18 protein-coding genes and 1 tRNA gene are annotated in these 17,161 nt (G+C 68.9%); 9 read left to right on the top strand and 10 right to left on the bottom strand.

Annotation, left to right across the window (positions count from 1 at the left end; genetic code table 11):
- Positions 1 to 32: 32 nt before the first annotated feature.
- Entirely contained in the window at positions 33 to 968 is a 936-nt protein-coding gene (locus NVU01S_RS12885; protein WP_043678202.1) for an alpha/beta fold hydrolase, read from the top strand.
- Positions 969 to 1,251: 283 nt separating this feature from the next.
- Here NVU01S_RS12885 and NVU01S_RS12880 read toward each other — a convergent pair whose 3' ends face one another.
- Genes NVU01S_RS12880 through nth form a run of 4 tightly spaced genes read right to left on the bottom strand, consistent with a single transcriptional unit; the run spans position 1,252 to position 4,505 of the window.
- Complete coding sequence (locus NVU01S_RS12880) at positions 1,252 to 2,445, bottom strand: MarP family serine protease (protein WP_042254989.1); 1,194 nt, start codon at positions 2,443 to 2,445, stop codon at positions 1,252 to 1,254.
- A gap of 10 nt (positions 2,446 to 2,455) precedes the next feature.
- The gene (locus NVU01S_RS12875; protein WP_043678205.1) at positions 2,456 to 3,172 is read right to left on the bottom strand and encodes an NUDIX hydrolase; all 717 of its coding nucleotides are present in this window, start codon (positions 3,170 to 3,172) and stop codon (positions 2,456 to 2,458) included.
- Complete coding sequence (locus tag NVU01S_RS12870) at positions 3,169 to 3,807, bottom strand: TlpA disulfide reductase family protein (protein ID WP_043678208.1); 639 nt, start codon at positions 3,805 to 3,807, stop codon at positions 3,169 to 3,171. Before NVU01S_RS12870 ends, NVU01S_RS12875 begins: the two co-directional genes overlap by 4 nt.
- Positions 3,804 to 4,505, bottom strand: coding sequence for an endonuclease III (gene nth, locus NVU01S_RS12865; protein ID WP_042255229.1), 702 nt, complete (start codon positions 4,503 to 4,505; stop codon positions 3,804 to 3,806). The genes NVU01S_RS12870 and nth overlap by 4 nt, the downstream gene beginning before the upstream one ends.
- Positions 4,506 to 4,743: 238 nt before the next feature.
- On the opposite strand from nth, the gene NVU01S_RS12860 reads away from it, so the two are divergent.
- Together NVU01S_RS12860 and NVU01S_RS12855 are read left to right on the top strand one after the other, a co-directional pair.
- Entirely contained in the window at positions 4,744 to 4,971 is a 228-nt protein-coding gene (locus NVU01S_RS12860) for a hypothetical protein (protein ID WP_014981184.1), read from the top strand.
- Positions 4,972 to 5,189: 218 nt separating this feature from the next.
- Positions 5,190 to 5,864 carry a Crp/Fnr family transcriptional regulator gene (locus NVU01S_RS12855; protein ID WP_011206875.1) on the top strand — a complete coding sequence of 225 codons (675 nt, stop codon included), beginning with the start codon at positions 5,190 to 5,192 and terminating at the stop codon, positions 5,862 to 5,864.
- A gap of 66 nt (positions 5,865 to 5,930) precedes the next feature.
- Here the strand turns inward: NVU01S_RS12855 and NVU01S_RS12850 are convergent, their stop codons facing one another.
- From NVU01S_RS12850 to sp36, 3 genes are all read right to left on the bottom strand, one after another.
- Positions 5,931 to 6,722, bottom strand: coding sequence for an MBL fold metallo-hydrolase (locus NVU01S_RS12850; protein WP_043678213.1), 792 nt, complete (start codon positions 6,720 to 6,722; stop codon positions 5,931 to 5,933).
- A gap of 110 nt (positions 6,723 to 6,832) precedes the next feature.
- A complete protein-coding gene (locus NVU01S_RS12845; RefSeq protein WP_014981182.1) occupies positions 6,833 to 7,300 on the bottom strand; it encodes a RidA family protein in 468 nt (155 codons plus the stop codon).
- 14 nt (positions 7,301 to 7,314) lie between these two features.
- Positions 7,315 to 7,476, bottom strand: a complete 162-nt coding sequence (sp36, locus tag NVU01S_RS43330) for a Sp36 family protein (RefSeq protein ID WP_014981181.1) — start codon at positions 7,474 to 7,476, stop codon at positions 7,315 to 7,317.
- 194 nt (positions 7,477 to 7,670) lie between these two features.
- Between sp36 and bagA the strand changes: the two genes are divergently transcribed.
- Both bagA and bagB read left to right on the top strand, forming a co-directional pair.
- The gene (bagA, locus tag NVU01S_RS12840) at positions 7,671 to 8,690 is read left to right on the top strand and encodes an ATPase BagA (protein ID WP_043678215.1); all 1,020 of its coding nucleotides are present in this window, start codon (positions 7,671 to 7,673) and stop codon (positions 8,688 to 8,690) included.
- Positions 8,687 to 9,802: an ATPase BagB gene (gene bagB / locus NVU01S_RS12835; protein ID WP_042254994.1), complete on the top strand. Its 1,116-nt coding sequence runs from the start codon at positions 8,687 to 8,689 to the stop codon at positions 9,800 to 9,802. Before bagA ends, bagB begins: the two co-directional genes overlap by 4 nt.
- Before the next feature lie 97 nt (positions 9,803 to 9,899).
- Here the strand turns inward: bagB and NVU01S_RS12830 are convergent, their stop codons facing one another.
- On the bottom strand, positions 9,900 to 10,223 hold the full coding sequence (locus tag NVU01S_RS12830; RefSeq protein ID WP_014981178.1) for a WhiB family transcriptional regulator: 324 nt from the start codon (positions 10,221 to 10,223) through the stop codon (positions 9,900 to 9,902).
- 359 nt (positions 10,224 to 10,582) lie between these two features.
- Between NVU01S_RS12830 and NVU01S_RS12825 the strand changes: the two genes are divergently transcribed.
- The gene (locus NVU01S_RS12825; protein ID WP_043678219.1) at positions 10,583 to 12,949 is read left to right on the top strand and encodes a penicillin-binding protein; all 2,367 of its coding nucleotides are present in this window, start codon (positions 10,583 to 10,585) and stop codon (positions 12,947 to 12,949) included.
- A gap of 69 nt (positions 12,950 to 13,018) precedes the next feature.
- Here the strand turns inward: NVU01S_RS12825 and NVU01S_RS12820 are convergent, their stop codons facing one another.
- A complete protein-coding gene (locus NVU01S_RS12820; protein WP_043678221.1) occupies positions 13,019 to 13,483 on the bottom strand; it encodes a GatB/YqeY domain-containing protein in 465 nt (154 codons plus the stop codon).
- 159 nt (positions 13,484 to 13,642) lie between these two features.
- Between NVU01S_RS12820 and NVU01S_RS12815 the strand changes: the two genes are divergently transcribed.
- From NVU01S_RS12815 to NVU01S_RS12805, 3 genes are all read left to right on the top strand, one after another.
- Positions 13,643 to 14,605, top strand: a complete 963-nt coding sequence (locus tag NVU01S_RS12815; protein WP_042254997.1) for a metallophosphoesterase — start codon at positions 13,643 to 13,645, stop codon at positions 14,603 to 14,605.
- Between the two features lie 38 nt (positions 14,606 to 14,643).
- Positions 14,644 to 16,161 (top strand): DUF8017 domain-containing protein, encoded by a 1,518-nt coding sequence (locus NVU01S_RS12810; RefSeq protein WP_043678222.1) that lies wholly within the window; start codon positions 14,644 to 14,646, stop codon positions 16,159 to 16,161.
- An 80-nt stretch (positions 16,162 to 16,241) separates the two neighbouring features.
- Positions 16,242 to 16,315: transfer RNA gene (locus NVU01S_RS12805), tRNA-Pro, on the top strand.
- 67 nt (positions 16,316 to 16,382) lie between these two features.
- Here the strand turns inward: NVU01S_RS12805 and NVU01S_RS12800 are convergent.
- On the bottom strand, positions 16,383 to 17,150 hold the full coding sequence (locus NVU01S_RS12800; RefSeq protein ID WP_209444863.1) for a TetR/AcrR family transcriptional regulator: 768 nt from the start codon (positions 17,148 to 17,150) through the stop codon (positions 16,383 to 16,385).
- Positions 17,151 to 17,161: the final 11 nt, after the last annotated feature.

Raw genomic sequence — 17,161 nt, 5'->3', positions numbered from 1 at the left:
CGCGGATACCTCGACAACTAGGCTGCATCGGCGTGTCGTCGCACTCAATTCCGGATCCGTCCAGCGTCCGTTACGACGGCCCGTGGGCGCATCGGGACGTCCACGCCAACGGCATCCGCTTCCACGTGGTCGACGCGGCCCCGGACCGCACCGACGCTCCCCTGGTCGTCCTGCTGCACGGGTTCGCCGACTTCTGGTGGTCCTGGCGCCATCAGCTCACCGGGCTGGCCGCGCACGGCTACCGGGCGGTGGCCGTCGATCTGCGCGGCTACGGCGACAGCGATAAACCGCCCCGCGGCTACGACGGCTGGACCCTGGCCGGCGATATCGCGGGGCTCATCCGCGCCCTCGGCTACCCCGACGCGACCCTGGTCGGGCACGCCGACGGCGGACTGGTCTGCTGGGCCACCGCGGTCCTGCATCCCCGGGTGGTCCGCTCGATCGCGGTGGTGAGTTCACCGCACCCCGCCGCGCTGAAGAGCGCGGTGCTGCACAACCGCCACCAGCGCGCGACCTGGCTGCCCAACTTCCTGCGCTACCAACTGCCGCGCTACGGCGAACGGCTACTGACCACCGGTGACGGCTTCGAGGCCGAACGGCTGCTGCGGCAGCGGGTCAGCGGATCATGGTCGGGCACCACCGAATTCGTGGACACCGCGCGGCGGATGCGCTCGGCCATCCAGATTCCCGGCGCCGCGCACTGTGCGCTGGAGTATCAGCGCTGGGCCTTCCGCAGCCAGTGGCGACCGGACGGCCGCCGGTTCATGGCCACCATGCGCGAACCGATCCGGATCCCGGTGCTGGCCATGCGCGGCGATCTGGATCCGTACGTGCTCGCCAGCACCTTCCGGCGCGGTCAGCATCTGTCCCCCAATCGGCAACTGACGCCCATCCCGGCCGCCGGACACTATGCGCACCAGGAGAATCCGGAGCTGGTGACGGCAGAGCTGGCGAAACTGCTGGCGTAATTTCGGCGACGGCCACTGCGTGTCAGGGGCGGGCAGACGGTGTCCGCGGACGTCCTCGGTCCACGTGCGCCGACGATCCGCGCGCGTCCGGGATCCACGCGCGTCCGGGACCAACGCGAGTCCGGGGATCCGCGCACGTCCACAGTCCGCGCACGTCCGCGGTCGGTGGTGACCACGGGTCCACGCTGCGCCGCGTCACTGCACAGCTGAAAACCACGACTCGCGTCGACCGTTCAGCGAGACTCGAGGGCGGCCTCACGAAGACCGCCCTCGAACCCCGCCGTCAGCTCAGCACGCAGGCCCCGGTGCCGACCGGGGCGTTCACGCCCGGTGCGGCGTCCAGCTGCGCGCGGACCTCGGCCAGGGTCAGCACGTAGCCGGTGTCGTCGTCGGTGACAGCCGCACCGAACACGACGCCGAGCACGTGGCCTTCCGTATCGACCAGCGGCCCACCGGAATTGCCCGCGCGCACCAACCCGCGCACGGTGTAGACCTGCCGCTCCACCGTGCCGTCGCGGTAGATGTTCGGACCCGTCAGATCCAGCGTCTCGCGCACCCGGGCCGCGCTGGCGGTGTAGCGCCCGCCGCCGGGATAACCGAGCACGATCGCGCTGTCACCGGACCGCGCAGGCGCCGGCGCCTGCTGGATCGGCGGGGCGGTCAGCCCCGGCACCGCGAGCACCGCGACGTCGGTCGACGGATCGAACAGCACCACGGTGGCGTCCAGCGGCCCGGTGGCCGAATCGACCTGGATGCTGGTGGTGCCCGCGACCACGTGCGCGTTGGTCATGATCCGCTCCGGGGCGATCACGAAGCCCGAACCCTCCAGCGCCCGCTGGCAACTCGGCGCGACACCGCGGATGCGCAGCACGCTCTGCTGCAACGAGCCCGCGACCGGACTGCCGAGCACGCTCGCGTCCGGCGGCTCGACGGCCGCGATCGGCGCCCTGCCGAACGGGCCGATCACGTCCGGCAGGCCGGAGGTGTTGAGCAGCTTGGAGAACTCGTTGGGCAAGCGGCGCAACCAGTTCGGCGCCACCTGGTTGACGTCGGTGAGCACCCGGGAACCGTTGATCGCCGTGGCGATCGACGGCTGCGACGAGGTGGCCAGCGGCAACGCGAGCAGCCACGCGGTGACCAGCACGGCCACCGCCTGCAACGCCGCGCCCACCACGCTGTCCACACTGCGGGTGAACGGATGCCGCATACCGCTGCGCGCGGCCCGGCCGAGCACCATGCCCGCGACCTCGCCGATGATCACCAGCAGCACGATGAGCAGCACACCGGTCAGCACCCGGGTGCGGCCCTCGTCGACATGGACCAGGATGTGCGGCGCGATCAAGATGCCCGCGACCGCGCCGAGCACGACGCCGAGGAAGGCCAGGGCCGAGGCCACCGCGCCCTGCCGCCACCCGGACGAGGCGGCCAGCAGTGCGAGCAGCACGACAGCGATATCGAGCCATGCGGATGAGCTCACCGACGCTCCCTCATAAGGTCATTCCCACTGCAGCCAGTGCCGTCTCCAGATCACGTACGTCGGTGTGGTCCCATTCTTGTTCCCAGCCCGCGGTTTTACAGATTCCGGCGAGGATGCCTCCGGTCAGTCCCCAGACCAGCATGCCGTCCACCTGGAAGGCGGGGCTCTGGTAGCCGAGGCTGCCGCGGACGAGGAAGCGGTTGGCCGGCTCGAGCAGCTCGGCCAGGCGCACCCGGACCACGCGCTCGGTCTCGCTCGCGTCGACCACCCCGACCGCGCTCGGTGTGCGCCAGTAGGCCACGACCGGGGTCACGTCGAATCGGGAGGGCGGCACGAACAGCTTCGGCAGGATCGCCAGCGGCTCGACACCCGAGCGGTCCAGCCCCGTCTCCTCACAGGCTTCGCGCAGTGCGGTGTCGATCGGCCCGGTGTCACCGGGATCGACCGCGCCGCCCGGGAAGGCGATCTGGCCGCGATGCTGGCGCAGAGTGGCGGCGCGCTGGGTGAGCAACACCTCCGCGTCCGCGGGTAGCCCGCCGGGCGCGGCGGGGTCGGCTTCGGGCGACCCGCCGAACAGCACCAGCACCGCCGCCTGCCGCGGGGTCGTGGTGATCGTCATGGCGCGGCGCAGCGTGCGCGCGAGCGTGAGGGTGTCCGACGAGTCGGTGTCGGGCTCGGTGGCCCGGCTCAGCCACTTCGGAATGTCCTGGGGCACAGGGATGGTCATGCGGCTACTCCCAGCTCCCGGGCGACGGTGTTCGCGATGTCGTCGACCCCGGTGAACGCGCGCACCTCCACCCGTGCCACCGAACCGTCCGCCCGCACCAACACCGAAACAGGCAGTACCGCAGGGGCGCCGACGACGGTCCGCACCCGCGTATCGGCATCGAGTACACCAGGCAGTTTCACGTCGAGTCCAGTCAACCGGGCGATCGCCTTGGCCTCGTCGGGGTCGCTGTGCACGGTCAGCACGGTAATCGCGTTTCCGGCGCGTCGGGCGAACTGCTGCAAATACGGCAATTCTTGCGCACACGGCCCGCACCAGTACGCCCAGAGGTTCAGCAGCGCGGGCTTACCCGCGAGCGCGGCGGCCAGCTCCACCGGCGCACCGTCGGCCAGGCAGTTCAGCGTGAGGCCCGCGAGCGGACCGGCGCTCTGCGCACCCGCGGCGGGCCGTGGGCACGGCGCGAGATCCGCGGCGGCGCGTTGCTGTTCGGCAACTCCGGCGCCGCGCGGGGACCGCGCGGTATCCGGCGCAGGATCGGTGTCGCGGTTGCCGCGCGGCCACAGCGCGACCGTCAGCGCCAGCACAGCGATCAATCCGGCCAGCGCCCATCGCCAGGCAACCGGGACTCCCCTCACCGGCCGACCAGCTCGAGCAGATGCTCCTTCTCGGGACCTTTGACCAGATCCGCCGCGGTGTCGGGATCGGTGGGACCGGCGCCGAAGGACGGGCAGTCCTTGGCGAGCACGCACACACCGCAGGCCGGCTTCCTGGCATGACACACCCGGCGGCCGTGGAAGATCACCCGATGCGAGAGCATCGTCCACTCTTTGCGCTCGATCAGCTCGCCGACGATGTGCTCGACCTTCACCGGGTCTTCCTCGGCGGTCCACTGCCAGCGCCGCACCAGGCGACCGAAATGGGTGTCGACCGTGATGCCCGGCACGCCGAACGCGTTGCCCAGGATGACGTTCGCGGTTTTGCGCCCGATGCCGGGCAACTGCACCAATTCGTCCATGGTGTGAGGCAACTCACCGTGGTGCCGTTCGAGCAGGGCCTGCCCGAGGCCGATCAGCGAGTTCGCCTTGTTGCGGTAGAAACCTGTCGAGCGAACGTATTCCTCCAGCTCCGCGCGGTTCGCCTCGGCGTAGGCGCGGGCGTCGGGGTACTTCGCGAAGAGCGCGGGCGTGGTGAGATTCACCCGCACATCGGTGGACTGCGCGGAAAGTATTGTCGCGACCGCCAATTCGAGCGGCGTGGTGAAATCCAGCTCACAGTGCGCGTCCGGAAATGCCTCGGCCAGCACACGGTTCATCCGGCGCGCGCGACGGACCAGCCCGAGCTGGGTTTCCGCCTGTCGCGCGCGGGTTTTCCGCTTCGGCGCAGCGGCCGCGGTGGCTGGCGCATCGGTCGCCGCGGCGGCAGTCGCACGTCCGTTTCCGGCGGCGTTGGAAGGGGTGACACGCACCCGTCCACCATACGGAACTGTCGGCCGGCGTTGCCCGTCCAGTTCGGTTGCCGTGTTCCATCTGAGACCTAGACCGTGTTTACTCCTCCGTATGCAAGGACTCGCTGTGGTGCTCTTCCCAGTGCTGTTGATGCTGTTCGCACTGGGTATGGAGCGGGTCGAGAACCGGCTCCGCAAACTTCTCGAACCCGACGAAGAGGTTCAGCAGTACCTGGACAAGGCAAGCAACGCAGAAGTGAAAGAGCTGACGAGGCTCGGCCTGCCCGCTGCCGTGGCACGGATGCGCAAGCGCCGCGCCCGGGGCGAAGAGCTGGATGTGGCCCGAGCAAGCTGACCCCGAAGTGACCGACGGACCCGGCGGCTAGAGCTGCGGTAACCACGTGGGTGCCCGCGAAAGCCAAGATCAGAAACTGGTACGGTTCCTCGCTGCGCCATGCAATCCACACGTTACGTGGTGTCTGTCACTACGCTGTCATCATGCCGCGTAGACTGCGCTGTTGGCCGAGTCGCTTTCGGTCCAGTACAGAGCCATTTCCCATAAGGAGCACATAAGTGGACGAGGCCCTCGCCAGAGCAGGCATCTTCCAGGGCGTCGAGCCCACTGCGGTGGCCGCCCTCGCCAAGCAATTGCAGCCCGTGGATTTCCCACGTGGTCATGTCATTTTCAACGAAGGTGAACCGGGTGACCGGCTCTACATCATCACCTCGGGCAAGGTGAAGATCGGACGTCGCTCTCCCGACGGCCGGGAGAATTTGCTGACCATCATGGGCCCCTCGGACATGTTCGGTGAGCTGTCGATCTTCGATCCGGGCCCGCGTACCTCCACCGCCACCACGGTGACCGAGGTGCGTGCCGTGACGATGGACCGGGACGCCCTCAAGTCCTGGATCGACCAGCGACCCGAGATCGCCGAGCAGTTGCTCCGCGTCCTCGCCCGGCGCCTGCGTCGCACCAACAACAACCTGGCCGACCTCATCTTCACCGACGTGCCCGGCCGGGTCGCCAAGGCGCTGCTGCAGCTCGCACAGCGGTTCGGCACCCAGGAGGCCGGTGCGCTGCGGGTCACCCACGACCTCACCCAGGAGGAGATCGCCCAGCTGGTCGGCGCCTCCCGCGAAACCGTGAACAAGGCGCTGGCCGACTTCGCGCACCGCGGTTGGCTGCGGCTGGAGGGCAAGAGCGTGCTCATCTCCGACTCCGAGCGCCTGGCCCGCCGCGCGCGCTAGTCCACAGGTGTACCGCCTGCCGGATTCACAGCTCCATGAATCCGGCAGGCCGGTTGTCGATGCGCGTCAGCCCTCGGCGCGTAGGTATTCCAGCTGGGCCTGCACCGAACTGCGGGCGGCAAGCCACAGCCGCTTGTCCACGTCGGCGTACACCCGGCGCACCACGGCCATCGCACCCGCGTCAGGACCGAGCACCCGCAACGCCTCGCGGACCTGTTCGAGTCGTTCCTGCCGGTGCTTGATGTAGTAGCGAGCCACCGGCTCCAGGTCGGGGTGATCCGGCCCGTGCGCGGGCAGCAGCGCCTTACCCGCGCCCACCTCGACCAGGCGGTCGAGCGAGGACAGATAGTCGGCCAGGGTGCCGTCGCTCGAGTCGAGCACGGTGGTGCCGCTGCCGAGAATCGTGTCCCCGGTCAGTACCGCGTCGTCGAGGACGAAACTCACCGAGTCGCCGGTGTGGCCCGGAGTGTCGAGCACGGCGATGCGCAGGCCCGCGGCCTCGATCACCTCGCCGTCGACCAGCGGTGCGGTCGAGCCGCGCAGGAACTCGGAGTCCTTGGCGCGCACCGGGGTTCCGGTGAGTTTCACCAGCCGGTCGATGCCGCCGGTGTGGTCGTGGTGCCGGTGCGTGATCAGCGTCAGCGCGATCGCACCCCCGGTGACCTCGGCGATCTTCGCGCTGTGTGCCTTGTCCTTCGGACCGGGATCGACCACCACGCAATCCGATCGCCCCGGCGCGCGCAGGATCCAGGTGTTGGTGCCCTGCAACGTCATCTGGCCGGGATTGTCCGCGAGCAACACCGCTGCCGTCGGGGTGACCTGCCGTAATTGCCCGTACGCGGGATGTTCAAGTGCCATGCCATCGTCCTCGAATGCGATCTGCCGTTCCGGAGTGGTCTACCCAAAAGACAACCACGCGCGCGGCTTTCACATGCCGCGCACGTGACCGTCCTCCCACGCGGGAGAAATCACCCCACCTCGACGATGATCTCGACCTCGACGGGGGTGTTCTTGGGCAGTTCGGAGACGCCGACGGCGGAGCGCGCGTGCACGCCCGCGTCGCCGAAGACCTCGCCGAGGAATTCCGAGGCGCCGTTGATCACGACCGGCTGGTCGTTGTATCCCGGTGCGGAGGCGACGAATCCGACCACCTTCACCACGCGCACCACCCGGTCGAGCCCGACCAGTCCGTGCACGGCCGCGAGCGCGTTGAGCGCGCAGAGGCGGGCGGCTTCTTGCGCCTGCTCGGTGCTCACCTCGGCGCCGACCTTGCCGACCGCCGAGAGCTCACCGTTCACGAACGGCAGCTGGCCCGAGGTGTAGACCAGCGAACCGGTCTGGATCGCCGGGATGTAGGCGGCGACCGGCGGCGCGACCGGCGGCAGGGTCAGGCCGAGCCGGGCGAGATTGCTTTCCCACTGGGTTGCTGTGGTCATCTGCGGCGTCTCCTTTACTTCGGACGCTTGAGGTAGGCGACGTGCTGCTCACCGGTCGGCCCCGGCAACACGGTCACCAGCTCCCATCCGTCCGCGCCCCACTGGTCGAGAATCTGCTTCGTCGCGTGCGTCAACAGCGGCACGGTCGCGTACTCCCACAAGCTCGCTTCACTCATGGGAGGAGCGTAGTTGGCGGCGCCCGGAGCGCGCTTGCGGCATCGCGTTCCGCATGCCCGCCGAAGGTGGGCAAAACGTCCCGAAATCCTACTGTCTGGTACAGATACACCGCCTGGACCAGGCACTAGGCGGATCCCTCGGGCGCGATCTCAGAACGGGTTATAGGCTCGCGAACGTGGGAGTACCAACAGCAGTGCCGCTTTCGGCCGAGCCCGAGCTCGAAAAAGGCTGGCCGGAACGTGCCGAGAAGGCTCGCTTGCACTACGTCTCGGGCAAGGGTGGCACGGGCAAGTCGACCGTGGCCGCGGCGCTGGCATTGGCCCTCGCGGCCGGCGGGCGGCGGGTGCTGCTGGTGGAGGTGGAGAGCAGGCAGTCGATCGCCCAGCTGTTCGATCTGCCGCCGCTGCCGCCGACCGAGACCCGGATCGCCACCGCGGACGGCGGCGGCGAGGTGGTCGCGCTCGCGCTCGACATCGAGCACGCCTTCCTCGAATACCTGGACATGTTCTACAACCTCGGCTTCGCGGGCCGGGCGATGCGCCGGATGGGCGCCATCGAGTTCGTCACGACGATCGCGCCCGGCCTGCGCGACGTCATCCTGACGGGCAAGATCAAGGAGACCGCGGTCCGGGTCGGCAAGGACGGCAAGCGGGTCTACGACGAGATCGTGGTCGACGCGCCGCCGACCGGCCGGATCGCCAGTTTCCTCGACGTCACCCAGGCCATGCTCGAGGTGGCCAAGGGCGGGCCGATCGCGTCCCAGGCCGAGGGCGTCTCGAAGCTGCTGCACTCGGATCAGACGATGATCCACCTGGTCACCTTGCTCGAAGCGCTGCCGGTGCAGGAAACCGCCGATGCCATCGCGGAATTGAAGGCGGCGGATCTGCGGATCGGCACGGTCATCGTGAACCGGGCCACCGAGGGGCAGCTGCCGCCCGAGCTGCGCGCCGCGGCCGCGCGGGGCACGGTGGACACCGACGCGGTCCGCGCCGGACTCGCTGCCGCGGGAATTACCCTGCCGGACAACGACTTCCAGGGTCTGATCACCGAAACAATCGAGCACGCCGCCACTTTGCAGGCGCAGGACGACAGCGCGGCCGAGCTCGCCAAGGTCGACGCGTCCCGCCTGTACCTGCCCGCACTGCCGGAGGGCATGGACCTCGGCGGCTTGTACGAATTAGCCGAACACCTGAGTACCCAAGGGGTCAAATGACCGCGCCACTGGATATTTCGAGCATCATCGAAGACCGGACGGCGCGCGTCGTGGTCTGCTGCGGCTCGGGCGGGGTCGGCAAAACCACCACCGCCGCGGCGATCGCGTTACGCGCGGCCGAACAGGGCCGCAAGGTCGTGGTGCTCACCATCGACCCGGCCCGCCGGCTGGCGCAGTCGCTCGGGGTCGCCGATCTCGGCAATTCGCCGCAGCGGGTGCCGCTCGGTCCGGCGGCCAAGGGCGAGCTGCACGCGATGATGCTGAACATGCGCCGCACCTTCGACGACATGGTGCTCGAGCACACCAGCCCGGAGAAGGCCGAGCAGATCTTCGCCAACCCCTTCTACCAAACGGTCGCCTCGTCGTTCGGCGGGACGCAGGAGTACATGGCGATGGAGAAGCTCGGCCAGCTGGCCGGGCGCAAGGAGTGGGACCTGATCGTGGTCGACACTCCCCCGTCGCGCAACGCGCTCGACTTCCTGGACGCGCCGAAGCGGCTCGGAAATTTCCTGAACGGCAGGATGATCCGGGTCATCATGGCGCCGGGTCGCGGCGTCACCCGGCTGGTCACCGGCGCGATGAGCCTGGCGGTGCGCGGGGTGTCCACCATCGTCGGTGGCCAGATGCTCAAGGACGCATCGAATTTCCTGCAATCGCTGGACTCGCTGTTCGGCGGTTTCCAGGATCGCGCGGACCGGACCTACGCGATGCTCTCCAAGCCGGGCACCCACTTCCTGGTGGTGGCGGCCGCGGAACCGGACGCGCTGCGCGAGGCGTCGTTCTTCGTGGACCGGCTGTCCACCGAACGGATGCCGCTGGCGGGCCTGGTGCTCAACCGGACGCATCCGGCGCTGAGCACGTTGTCGGCCGGGCGAGCGGCGACCGTGGCGGAGCAACTGGCGGACTCGGATCCGCTGACCGCGGCGGTGCTGCGCATTCACGCCCGTCGCGTGGCCACGGACAAGCGCGAACAGCATCTGCTGCACCGGTTTACGGGGGCGCATCCGCGGGTACCGATCGTCGCGGTCACCGCGTTGCCGTTCGAGGTGTCCGATCTCGAGGCGCTGCGTGCCGTTGGTGATCAACTGACCACCAACCGAGCATCTGCTTGATACATAGACGCATCGGCTATAGGTCCAAACGGAAGCTTTTGCCCCCAAACGGAACTGAGCCCGCTTTCGCAGGCTCAGTTCCGAGGGTTCACGGGGGCTACATTGCCACCTGATGTTGGCGCTGGGCCTGGAAGAAATCGGCCCAGGAGGTCACTTCCGGGTGCTGCTTGAGCAGCGCGCGCCGCTGCCGCTCGGTCATACCGCCCCACACACCGAACTCCACTCGATTGTCGAGCGCGTCGGCACCACACTGCATCAGCACCGGGCAGTGCCTGCAGATCGTCGCGGCTTTGCGCTGGGCAGCGCCGCGGACGAACAACTGATCGGGATCCACTTCCTTGCATCGGGCCTGAGCTACCCAGGCAATCCTTGCTTCGGCCTGCTCCACGTCCAATCGAGCGATGGGGGTTGTCATGTGCATTTGGTGTGCCCCTTTGCAGTCCGAACACCGGGTCAACGGCGCTCCAGAATCGCGTGTCAGCGTCGCAGCAACCCAAACCCCGCTGCGAACTGCACCACATTCCACTTTGAGTGTTAGCTCTATCACACTGGGTTCTCAATCTAGGTAAAGGTATGGGGCTAGCGCAAGACCGCCCCCGGATTTTTTGGTACGTCCGTCCCTGCAAAATCCCCGGAGCGGCGGCGAGGCCGGGTTATTCGCGGCGCGCCGTCCCGCGACACGCCAGACTCGCTCGCGCGACACGCCCATTACCCGTCATCAATCTCGCTCCGGTAAACGCACGGAAGAGAGCTCGGAGCGCACCCCGTAGTCTGAGGATCGTGCCGATCACACAAACGCTCGCGAGGCTGGCCGGCAGCTGCTTGCTGGCTGCCGTGCTCGTCGCCGGGTTGCTGTTCCCGCTCGCAGGCGGTTTCGGGTTCGTCTCGAACCGGGCCGCCGACGCCGTCGACAACGTGTCCTCGGAATTGGTGGAGGGCACCGTGCCCGCGGTCTCCACCATGGTCGACGCGAGCGGCGCACCGATCGCCTGGCTGTACGAGCAACGCCGCTTCGAAGTGCCCAGCGACAAGATCTCCAACGACATGAAGCTGGCGATCGTCTCCATCGAGGACCGGCGCTTCGCCGAACACGAGGGCGTGGACTGGCAGGGCACGTTGCGCGCGTTCCTGACCAACACCTCCAGCGGTGAGGTGCAGCAGGGCGCCTCGACGCTGGACCAGCAGTACGTCAAGAACTTCCAGCTGCTGGTCGTGGCCAAGACCGACGCCGAACGCCGGGCCGCGATCGAGACGACCCCCGCCCGCAAGATCCGCGAGATCCGGATGGCGCTGACCCTGGACCGCGAGCTCACCAAAGACGAGATCCTGACCAGGTACCTGAACCTGGTCCCGTTCGGTAACTCCTCCTACGGCATCCAGGACGCCGCGCAGACCTACTTCGGCATCGACGCCTCGGAGCTGAACGTCTCGCAGGCGGCGATGCTGGCCGGCATGGTGCAGAGCTCCTCGAAGCTGAACCCCTACACCAACACCGAGGGCGTGCTGGCCCGGCGCAACACCGTGCTGGACACCATGATCCAGAACATCCCCAGCCGGGCCGACGAGTTCCGCGACGCCAAGACCAAGCCGCTCGGCGTGCTGCCCGAGCCCAAGGGTTTGCCGCGCGGCTGCATCGCGGCGCACGACCGCGGTTTCTTCTGCGACTACGCGCTGCAGTACCTCGCCAACGCGGGCATCAGCCGCGAGCAGATCGACAAGGGCGGCTACCTGATCCGGACGACGCTCGATCCTGCGGTGCAGGACTCGGTGAAGCGCTCCGTGACCGATTCGGCGAACCCGAATCTGGACAACATCGCCCAGGTGATGTCCGTCGTCGCGCCGGGCCAGGACTCCCATCCGCTGGTCGCGATGGCGAGCAGCCGCACCTACGGACTCAACCGCGACGCGAACGAAACCGTGCAGCCGCAGCCGTATTCGATGGTCGGCGACGGCGCGGGCTCGATCTTCAAGATCTTCACCACCGCGGCCGCCATGGAGAAGGGCCTGGGCATCAACGCCCAGCTCGACGTGCCCGGCCGCTTCGAGGCCAAGGGCATGGGTAACGGTGGCGCCCGCGGCTGCCCGGCCGCCACCTACTGCGTGGAGAACGCGGGCAAGTACAAGTCGCCGATGTCGGTCACCGAGGCGCTGGCGACCTCGCCGAACACCGCGTTCGTCAAGCTGATCCAGGCCGTCGGGGTGACCCCCACCGTCGATATGGCGGTCCGGCTCGGCATGCGCTCCTACACCGAGGCGGGCACCTCCGGCCACGGCAACCAGAGCCTCGCCGACATGATCAAGGAGCAGAACCTCGGCTCCTTCACCCTCGGCCCGGTCGCGATCAACCCGCTGGAACTGTCCAATGTCGCCGCGACGCTCGCCTCCGGCGGCAAGTGGTGCCCGCCGAACCCGATCAAGGAGGTCGTGGACCGGCAGGGCAAGCAGGTGCCGCTCACCCAGCAGGCCTGCGAGCAGGTCGTCGAACCCGGCCTGGCGAACACCCTGGCCAACGCGATGAGCAAGGACGACATCAGCGGCACCGCCGCGGGCGCCGCCCAGTCCGCGGGGTGGGCCGCGCCGCTGTCGGGCAAGACCGGCACCACCGAAAGCCACCGCTCCTCGGCCTTCCTCGGCTTCACCAACTCGCTGGCCGCCGCCACCTACGTGTACGGCGACAGCCCGACGCCGGGCGAGATCTGCTCGTTCCCGCTGCGCAACTGCGGCGACGGCAACCTGTTCGGTGGTAACGAACCGGCGCGCAGCTGGTTCAACTCGATCAAACCGGTGCTCGGCCAGTTCCCGCCGCCCGCGCTGCCGCCGCTGGACGACAAGTACGTGCGCGGCTCGAACAACGCCCAGGTGCCCGATGTGGTGGGCATGACCCAGGGGGCGGCGACCGCCGCGCTCGTCGGCGCCGGATTCCAGGTGACGCCGGTGACCGGGCCGGGCGCACAAGCCAAGGGCACCGTGATGGGCACCGCGCCGAACGGTTCGGCCATCCCCGGCTCGGTGATCACGCTCTACGTCAGTGACGGCACGCAACGAGCCGCACCGCCGCCCGGGCCGCCGCCACCGCCGGGGATCCCCGGGTTGCCGCCGCCACCGCTGCTGCCGCCCATCCCGATCCCGATCCCCATCCCCCGCTGACGTACGAAGGGCCGCGAACTCGGAAGTTCGCGGCCCTTCGCGTTGCGCGGCCGTCGCCGCGCGCGCCGCTCAGAGACGTGCTTTGACCGCGGCGGAGATGCGCGAGCCGTCGGCCTTGCCCTCGGCGAGCGCGGTGGCGATCTTCATGACCTGCCCCATCTGGCGCATGCCGGGACGCTCGCCGAGCTGCTCGGCCACCTGGGCGATCGCCGTATCGGCGAGATCGGCGACCTCGGCCTCCGACAGCTGGGTCGGCAGGTACTCGTCGATGATCCTGGCCTCGGCGTGTTCGTTGGCCGCCAACTCGCCACGCCCGTTCTGGGTGTAGATCTCGGCCGACTCGCTGCGCTTCTTCGCCTCTTTCTGCAACACGGCGATCACCTCGGCGTCGGAGAGCTCGCGGGCCTCGGCGCCGGCCACCTCGGCCGTCTGGATCGCGGCGAGCAGCATCCGCAAGGTGGAAAGACGCAGCGTATCCTTGGCTTTCATCGCGGCGGTCATATCCGTCCGCAGTTGCGCTTTGAGTTCCGACATGAGGCTCACGGTAGCCGCTCACGCGCGCAGCGCCCACCACATTTGCCCCGCCGCGGGCGAATACCGACGCTCGCGTGCACGCCGATCGACGGCGCTCGCGCAAGGCCTTGTGCGTAAACACACTCGGCGATCCGCAGCGGGGTCACCTATGCTGGGCAAATGCCCGTGATCTCGACCTCTGCTGTCCGCACGACCGCGTTGGGAGCCGCTGGGGCGGCGGTGGCCGGAATCGGCTACGCCTCGCTGGTCGAACGCAACGCCTTCGTTCTGCGGGAGGCAACCATGCCGGTGCTCGCGCCGGGGTCGTCCTCGCTGCGGGTGCTACACATCAGCGATCTGCACATGACGCCCGGCCAGAAGCACAAGCAGCAGTGGCTGCGCGAACTGGACCGGCTGGAGCCGGATCTGGTCGTCAACACCGGCGACAACCTCTCCCACCAGAAGTCGGTACCCGCGGTAGTCCAGGCCCTCGGCGGATTGCTTTCCCGCCCGGGGCTTTTCGTTTTCGGGAGCAACGACTACTTCGCGCCGGTGCCGAAGAACCCGCTGAAATACTTCAAGAAGGATCACCGCCGCGTCTACGGCGCACCGCTGCCGTGGAAAGACCTGCGCGCGGCCTTCACCGAGCGCGGCTGGCTGGACCTGACGCACGTGCGCCGCGACCTCGAGGTGGCCGGCATCCGCATCGCGACCGCGGGCGTGGACGATCCGCACCTGCAGCGCGACCGCTACGACACCATCGCCGGCACCCCGAACCCGTTGGCGGACTTACGCATCGGCCTGACCCACTCGCCCGAGCCGCGGGTGCTGGACCGCTTCGCCGACGACGGCTACGACCTGGTCATGGCCGGGCACACGCACGGCGGTCAGCTGTGCCTGCCCGGTTACGGCGCGCTGGTCACCAACTGCGGGATCGACCGGTCCCGGGTGAAGGGTCCGTCGAAGTGGGGTGAGCACACCCAGTTGCACGTCTCCGCGGGCGTCGGCACCTCGCCGTGGGCGCCGTACCGCTTCTGCTGCCGTCCCGAGGCAACGCTGTTGACGCTGGTCGCCGCGCCCCCGAAGCGTCCGGCGACGGACTCGGGCCAGGGCGTGTCCGCATCGGAGGCCATCGCCCGCTAAGGTCGCGTGCCGAGACTTGTGTCAGGCAGGGGACAACTGTGAGTGGATTCGACGACCGGCGCAACGACCCGACGGTTCTGGGCCAGCCCGGTGTGCCGTACCCGTACCCGTCCGGCGACGCCCAATTCGACCCGTCCGCACCCCAGGACGCGGGTGCCGAACAGCAGGGCCGACCGTGGAAGCGGGACTCCGGCTTCCATCAAACCTGGCAGCCGCCGGCCGGCTGGGCCGAACGCCAGGCCGAAGCGGGCCAGGGCGCCGATCCCACGCTGCAATGGCAGCCGAATGCCGCCGTGCCCGACCAGCATGCCGGAGCCGACCCGAATCAGGCTCGCCCCAACTATCAGTGGCAGCCGGGGCCGAGCGCGCCCGCGCCGACAGTGCAGTGGCAGCCGGGCGGCACCGCCCAGCCCGCGGCATGGCAGTCCCCGGCGCAGGCCGACCCGACGCTGCTGGCACAGCCGGTGCCCGGCGGCACCGCGCCGGGCGGCGGTTTCGGTGAATCGGCAGGGCTGTGGCAGCCGAGCCTGGGGGCCGACCCGAATCAGCATCGCGCGGCCGAAGCCGCGCCGACGCTGCTCGGTTATCCACAGGCCACTCGACTAGGTCAGCCCGACCCCGGGCTGCAATGGCAACCGGCACCCGGCCAGTACGGCGAGGTGCCGCCGATCGAGCAGTATCAGGCCCCCGCGTACGGCGCGCCGCAGTACGGCCAGCCGAGCGGCTACGGGCCGCAGAGCGGGTTCGGCGGGCCGCCGCAGGCACCCGGCCCCGGCATGGGTGGACAACAACCGGGTGGCCGCGGCAAAGCGGCGCTGCTGATCGGGCTCGTGGTGCTCTTGGTCGTGGCGGGTGCGGTGACGGCGGTCACGCTGGCCAAGCGCGGCTCGGACGACTCTGCGGCGCAAGAGAACTCGCCGTCCATGGTGAGCGCGCTCACGCCGAGCGCCAGCACCGAGCCGGCGCCGACCAAGACCACCTCCGCGGCGCCGACGACCAACCCCAACGGCCGCAACGAAACCCCGGTGATCCCCGGCTATCAGGTCGTCGTCGCGCCCGACCGGGGCGCCGCGTACGACGTGCCCACCGGCTGGACGATCGCACCGGAGACGGCCATCGGCGGGTTCGGCGAACCACCGAACGCGGTCGCGGGCAAGGGATATGCCAGCGACGGCAAGGGTTACTGCCCCGGCTCCACTCGCACCGTGTCCTTCCTCACCGGTTCGCAGAGCCCCGATTCCGCAACGGCGGCAACCGATCTCGGCACCCGGACGGCCAAACTGGCCTACACCGCCTCGTCCAACGGCACGCCGAGCGCGCCGGTGCCGCTCGAATCGCTGGACGGCACCCAGCACGGCATGTTCGTGGAGACCAAAGGCACCGTCACCCAGGCCAAGCCCGGCTGCGCGACGGCCTACTCCGTCTTCACCGTGGCCTACCCCACCGACAGCGGCAACTTCGTCATGGTGATCGCCGCCGACACCGGCGTGCCGAACGCCCTCGACGCCGACACCGCCAAGCGCATCTTCACCAGCATCCGCGCGCACGACGGCTAGACCACGTCGCGATACCCCCGCTGAACAGGCGGTTTAACGTCCAGGCCGTCCCTGTTGTAAGCTACTGCAGGTTCGATTCACGGGGTGTGGCGCAGCTTGGTAGCGCGCTTCGTTCGGGACGAAGAGGTCGCAGGTTCAAATCCTGTCACCCCGACTCGTGGTTGAGACGAACACTCTGCCCCGGCCTTCATCGGTCGGGGCAGAGTCGTATCCGGGGTAGGTCAGGCTCGCTCGGCGGCGGCTATTTCTTGGGCGATGCCGTTGAGGATGATCTCCAGGGTGGCGGTGAAGTCCGGGTCTTCGGTGGGGTCGGCGGGGGTGGCGGGTGGGGGGTCGAAGACGGTGGAGCTGAAGAGTTTCGCGGCTTCCGGGTAGCGGGACGGGTCGACCAGGGCGGCCAGGGAGCGGGTGTAGGCCTGGTTGACCTGAGCCTCGTCGAGGCCGGTGTCCGCGCGTCCTTCGGCCAGCTGCTGGGTGAGCAGGCTGGCTTGCCGGACGTGACCGCTGACCAGCATCATGACCGCGACTTTGGTGGCCCAGTCGAGTGGTGTGCCGGCCAGCACGCGCAGGTGCGCGTCCATCCAGCCGACGGTGTTCGGGCCGCGTGGCGGACCCGAGATCGGCAGCTGCGGCAGCCACGGATGCCGCAGATGGGTGGCGCGCATCGCGTGCGCCCAGCGACGCAGTTCCGCGCGCCAATCAGCGGGCGCGAGCGGGAATTCCGGCGGCGGGCCCGCCGCGTGATCGGCCATCAGCTCGAAGAGCTCGTCCTTGGACCCGACGTACCGGTACAGCGCCATCTTCGTGAAGCCCAGGGCGGCAGCGACTTTCATCAGCGTGACGCCCGCGAGCCCAGCACGGTCGGCCAGTTCGACAGCCTTGCGCACCACCAGGTCGACGTCGAGCTCGGCGGGCCGCCCCAACCGCTGCGGCGGCGAAGCGAGCCGCCACAACCTGCTCAGTTCTGCGGGCATTGCCTCGTCGGGCACTGCGGGCACCT

The sequence above is a fragment of the Nocardia vulneris genome (genome assembly GCF_001613425.1).
Classification (GTDB): Bacteria; Actinomycetota; Actinomycetes; order Mycobacteriales; family Mycobacteriaceae; genus Nocardia; species Nocardia vulneris.
This window is presented reverse-complemented; position numbering and strand designations above follow the sequence as displayed.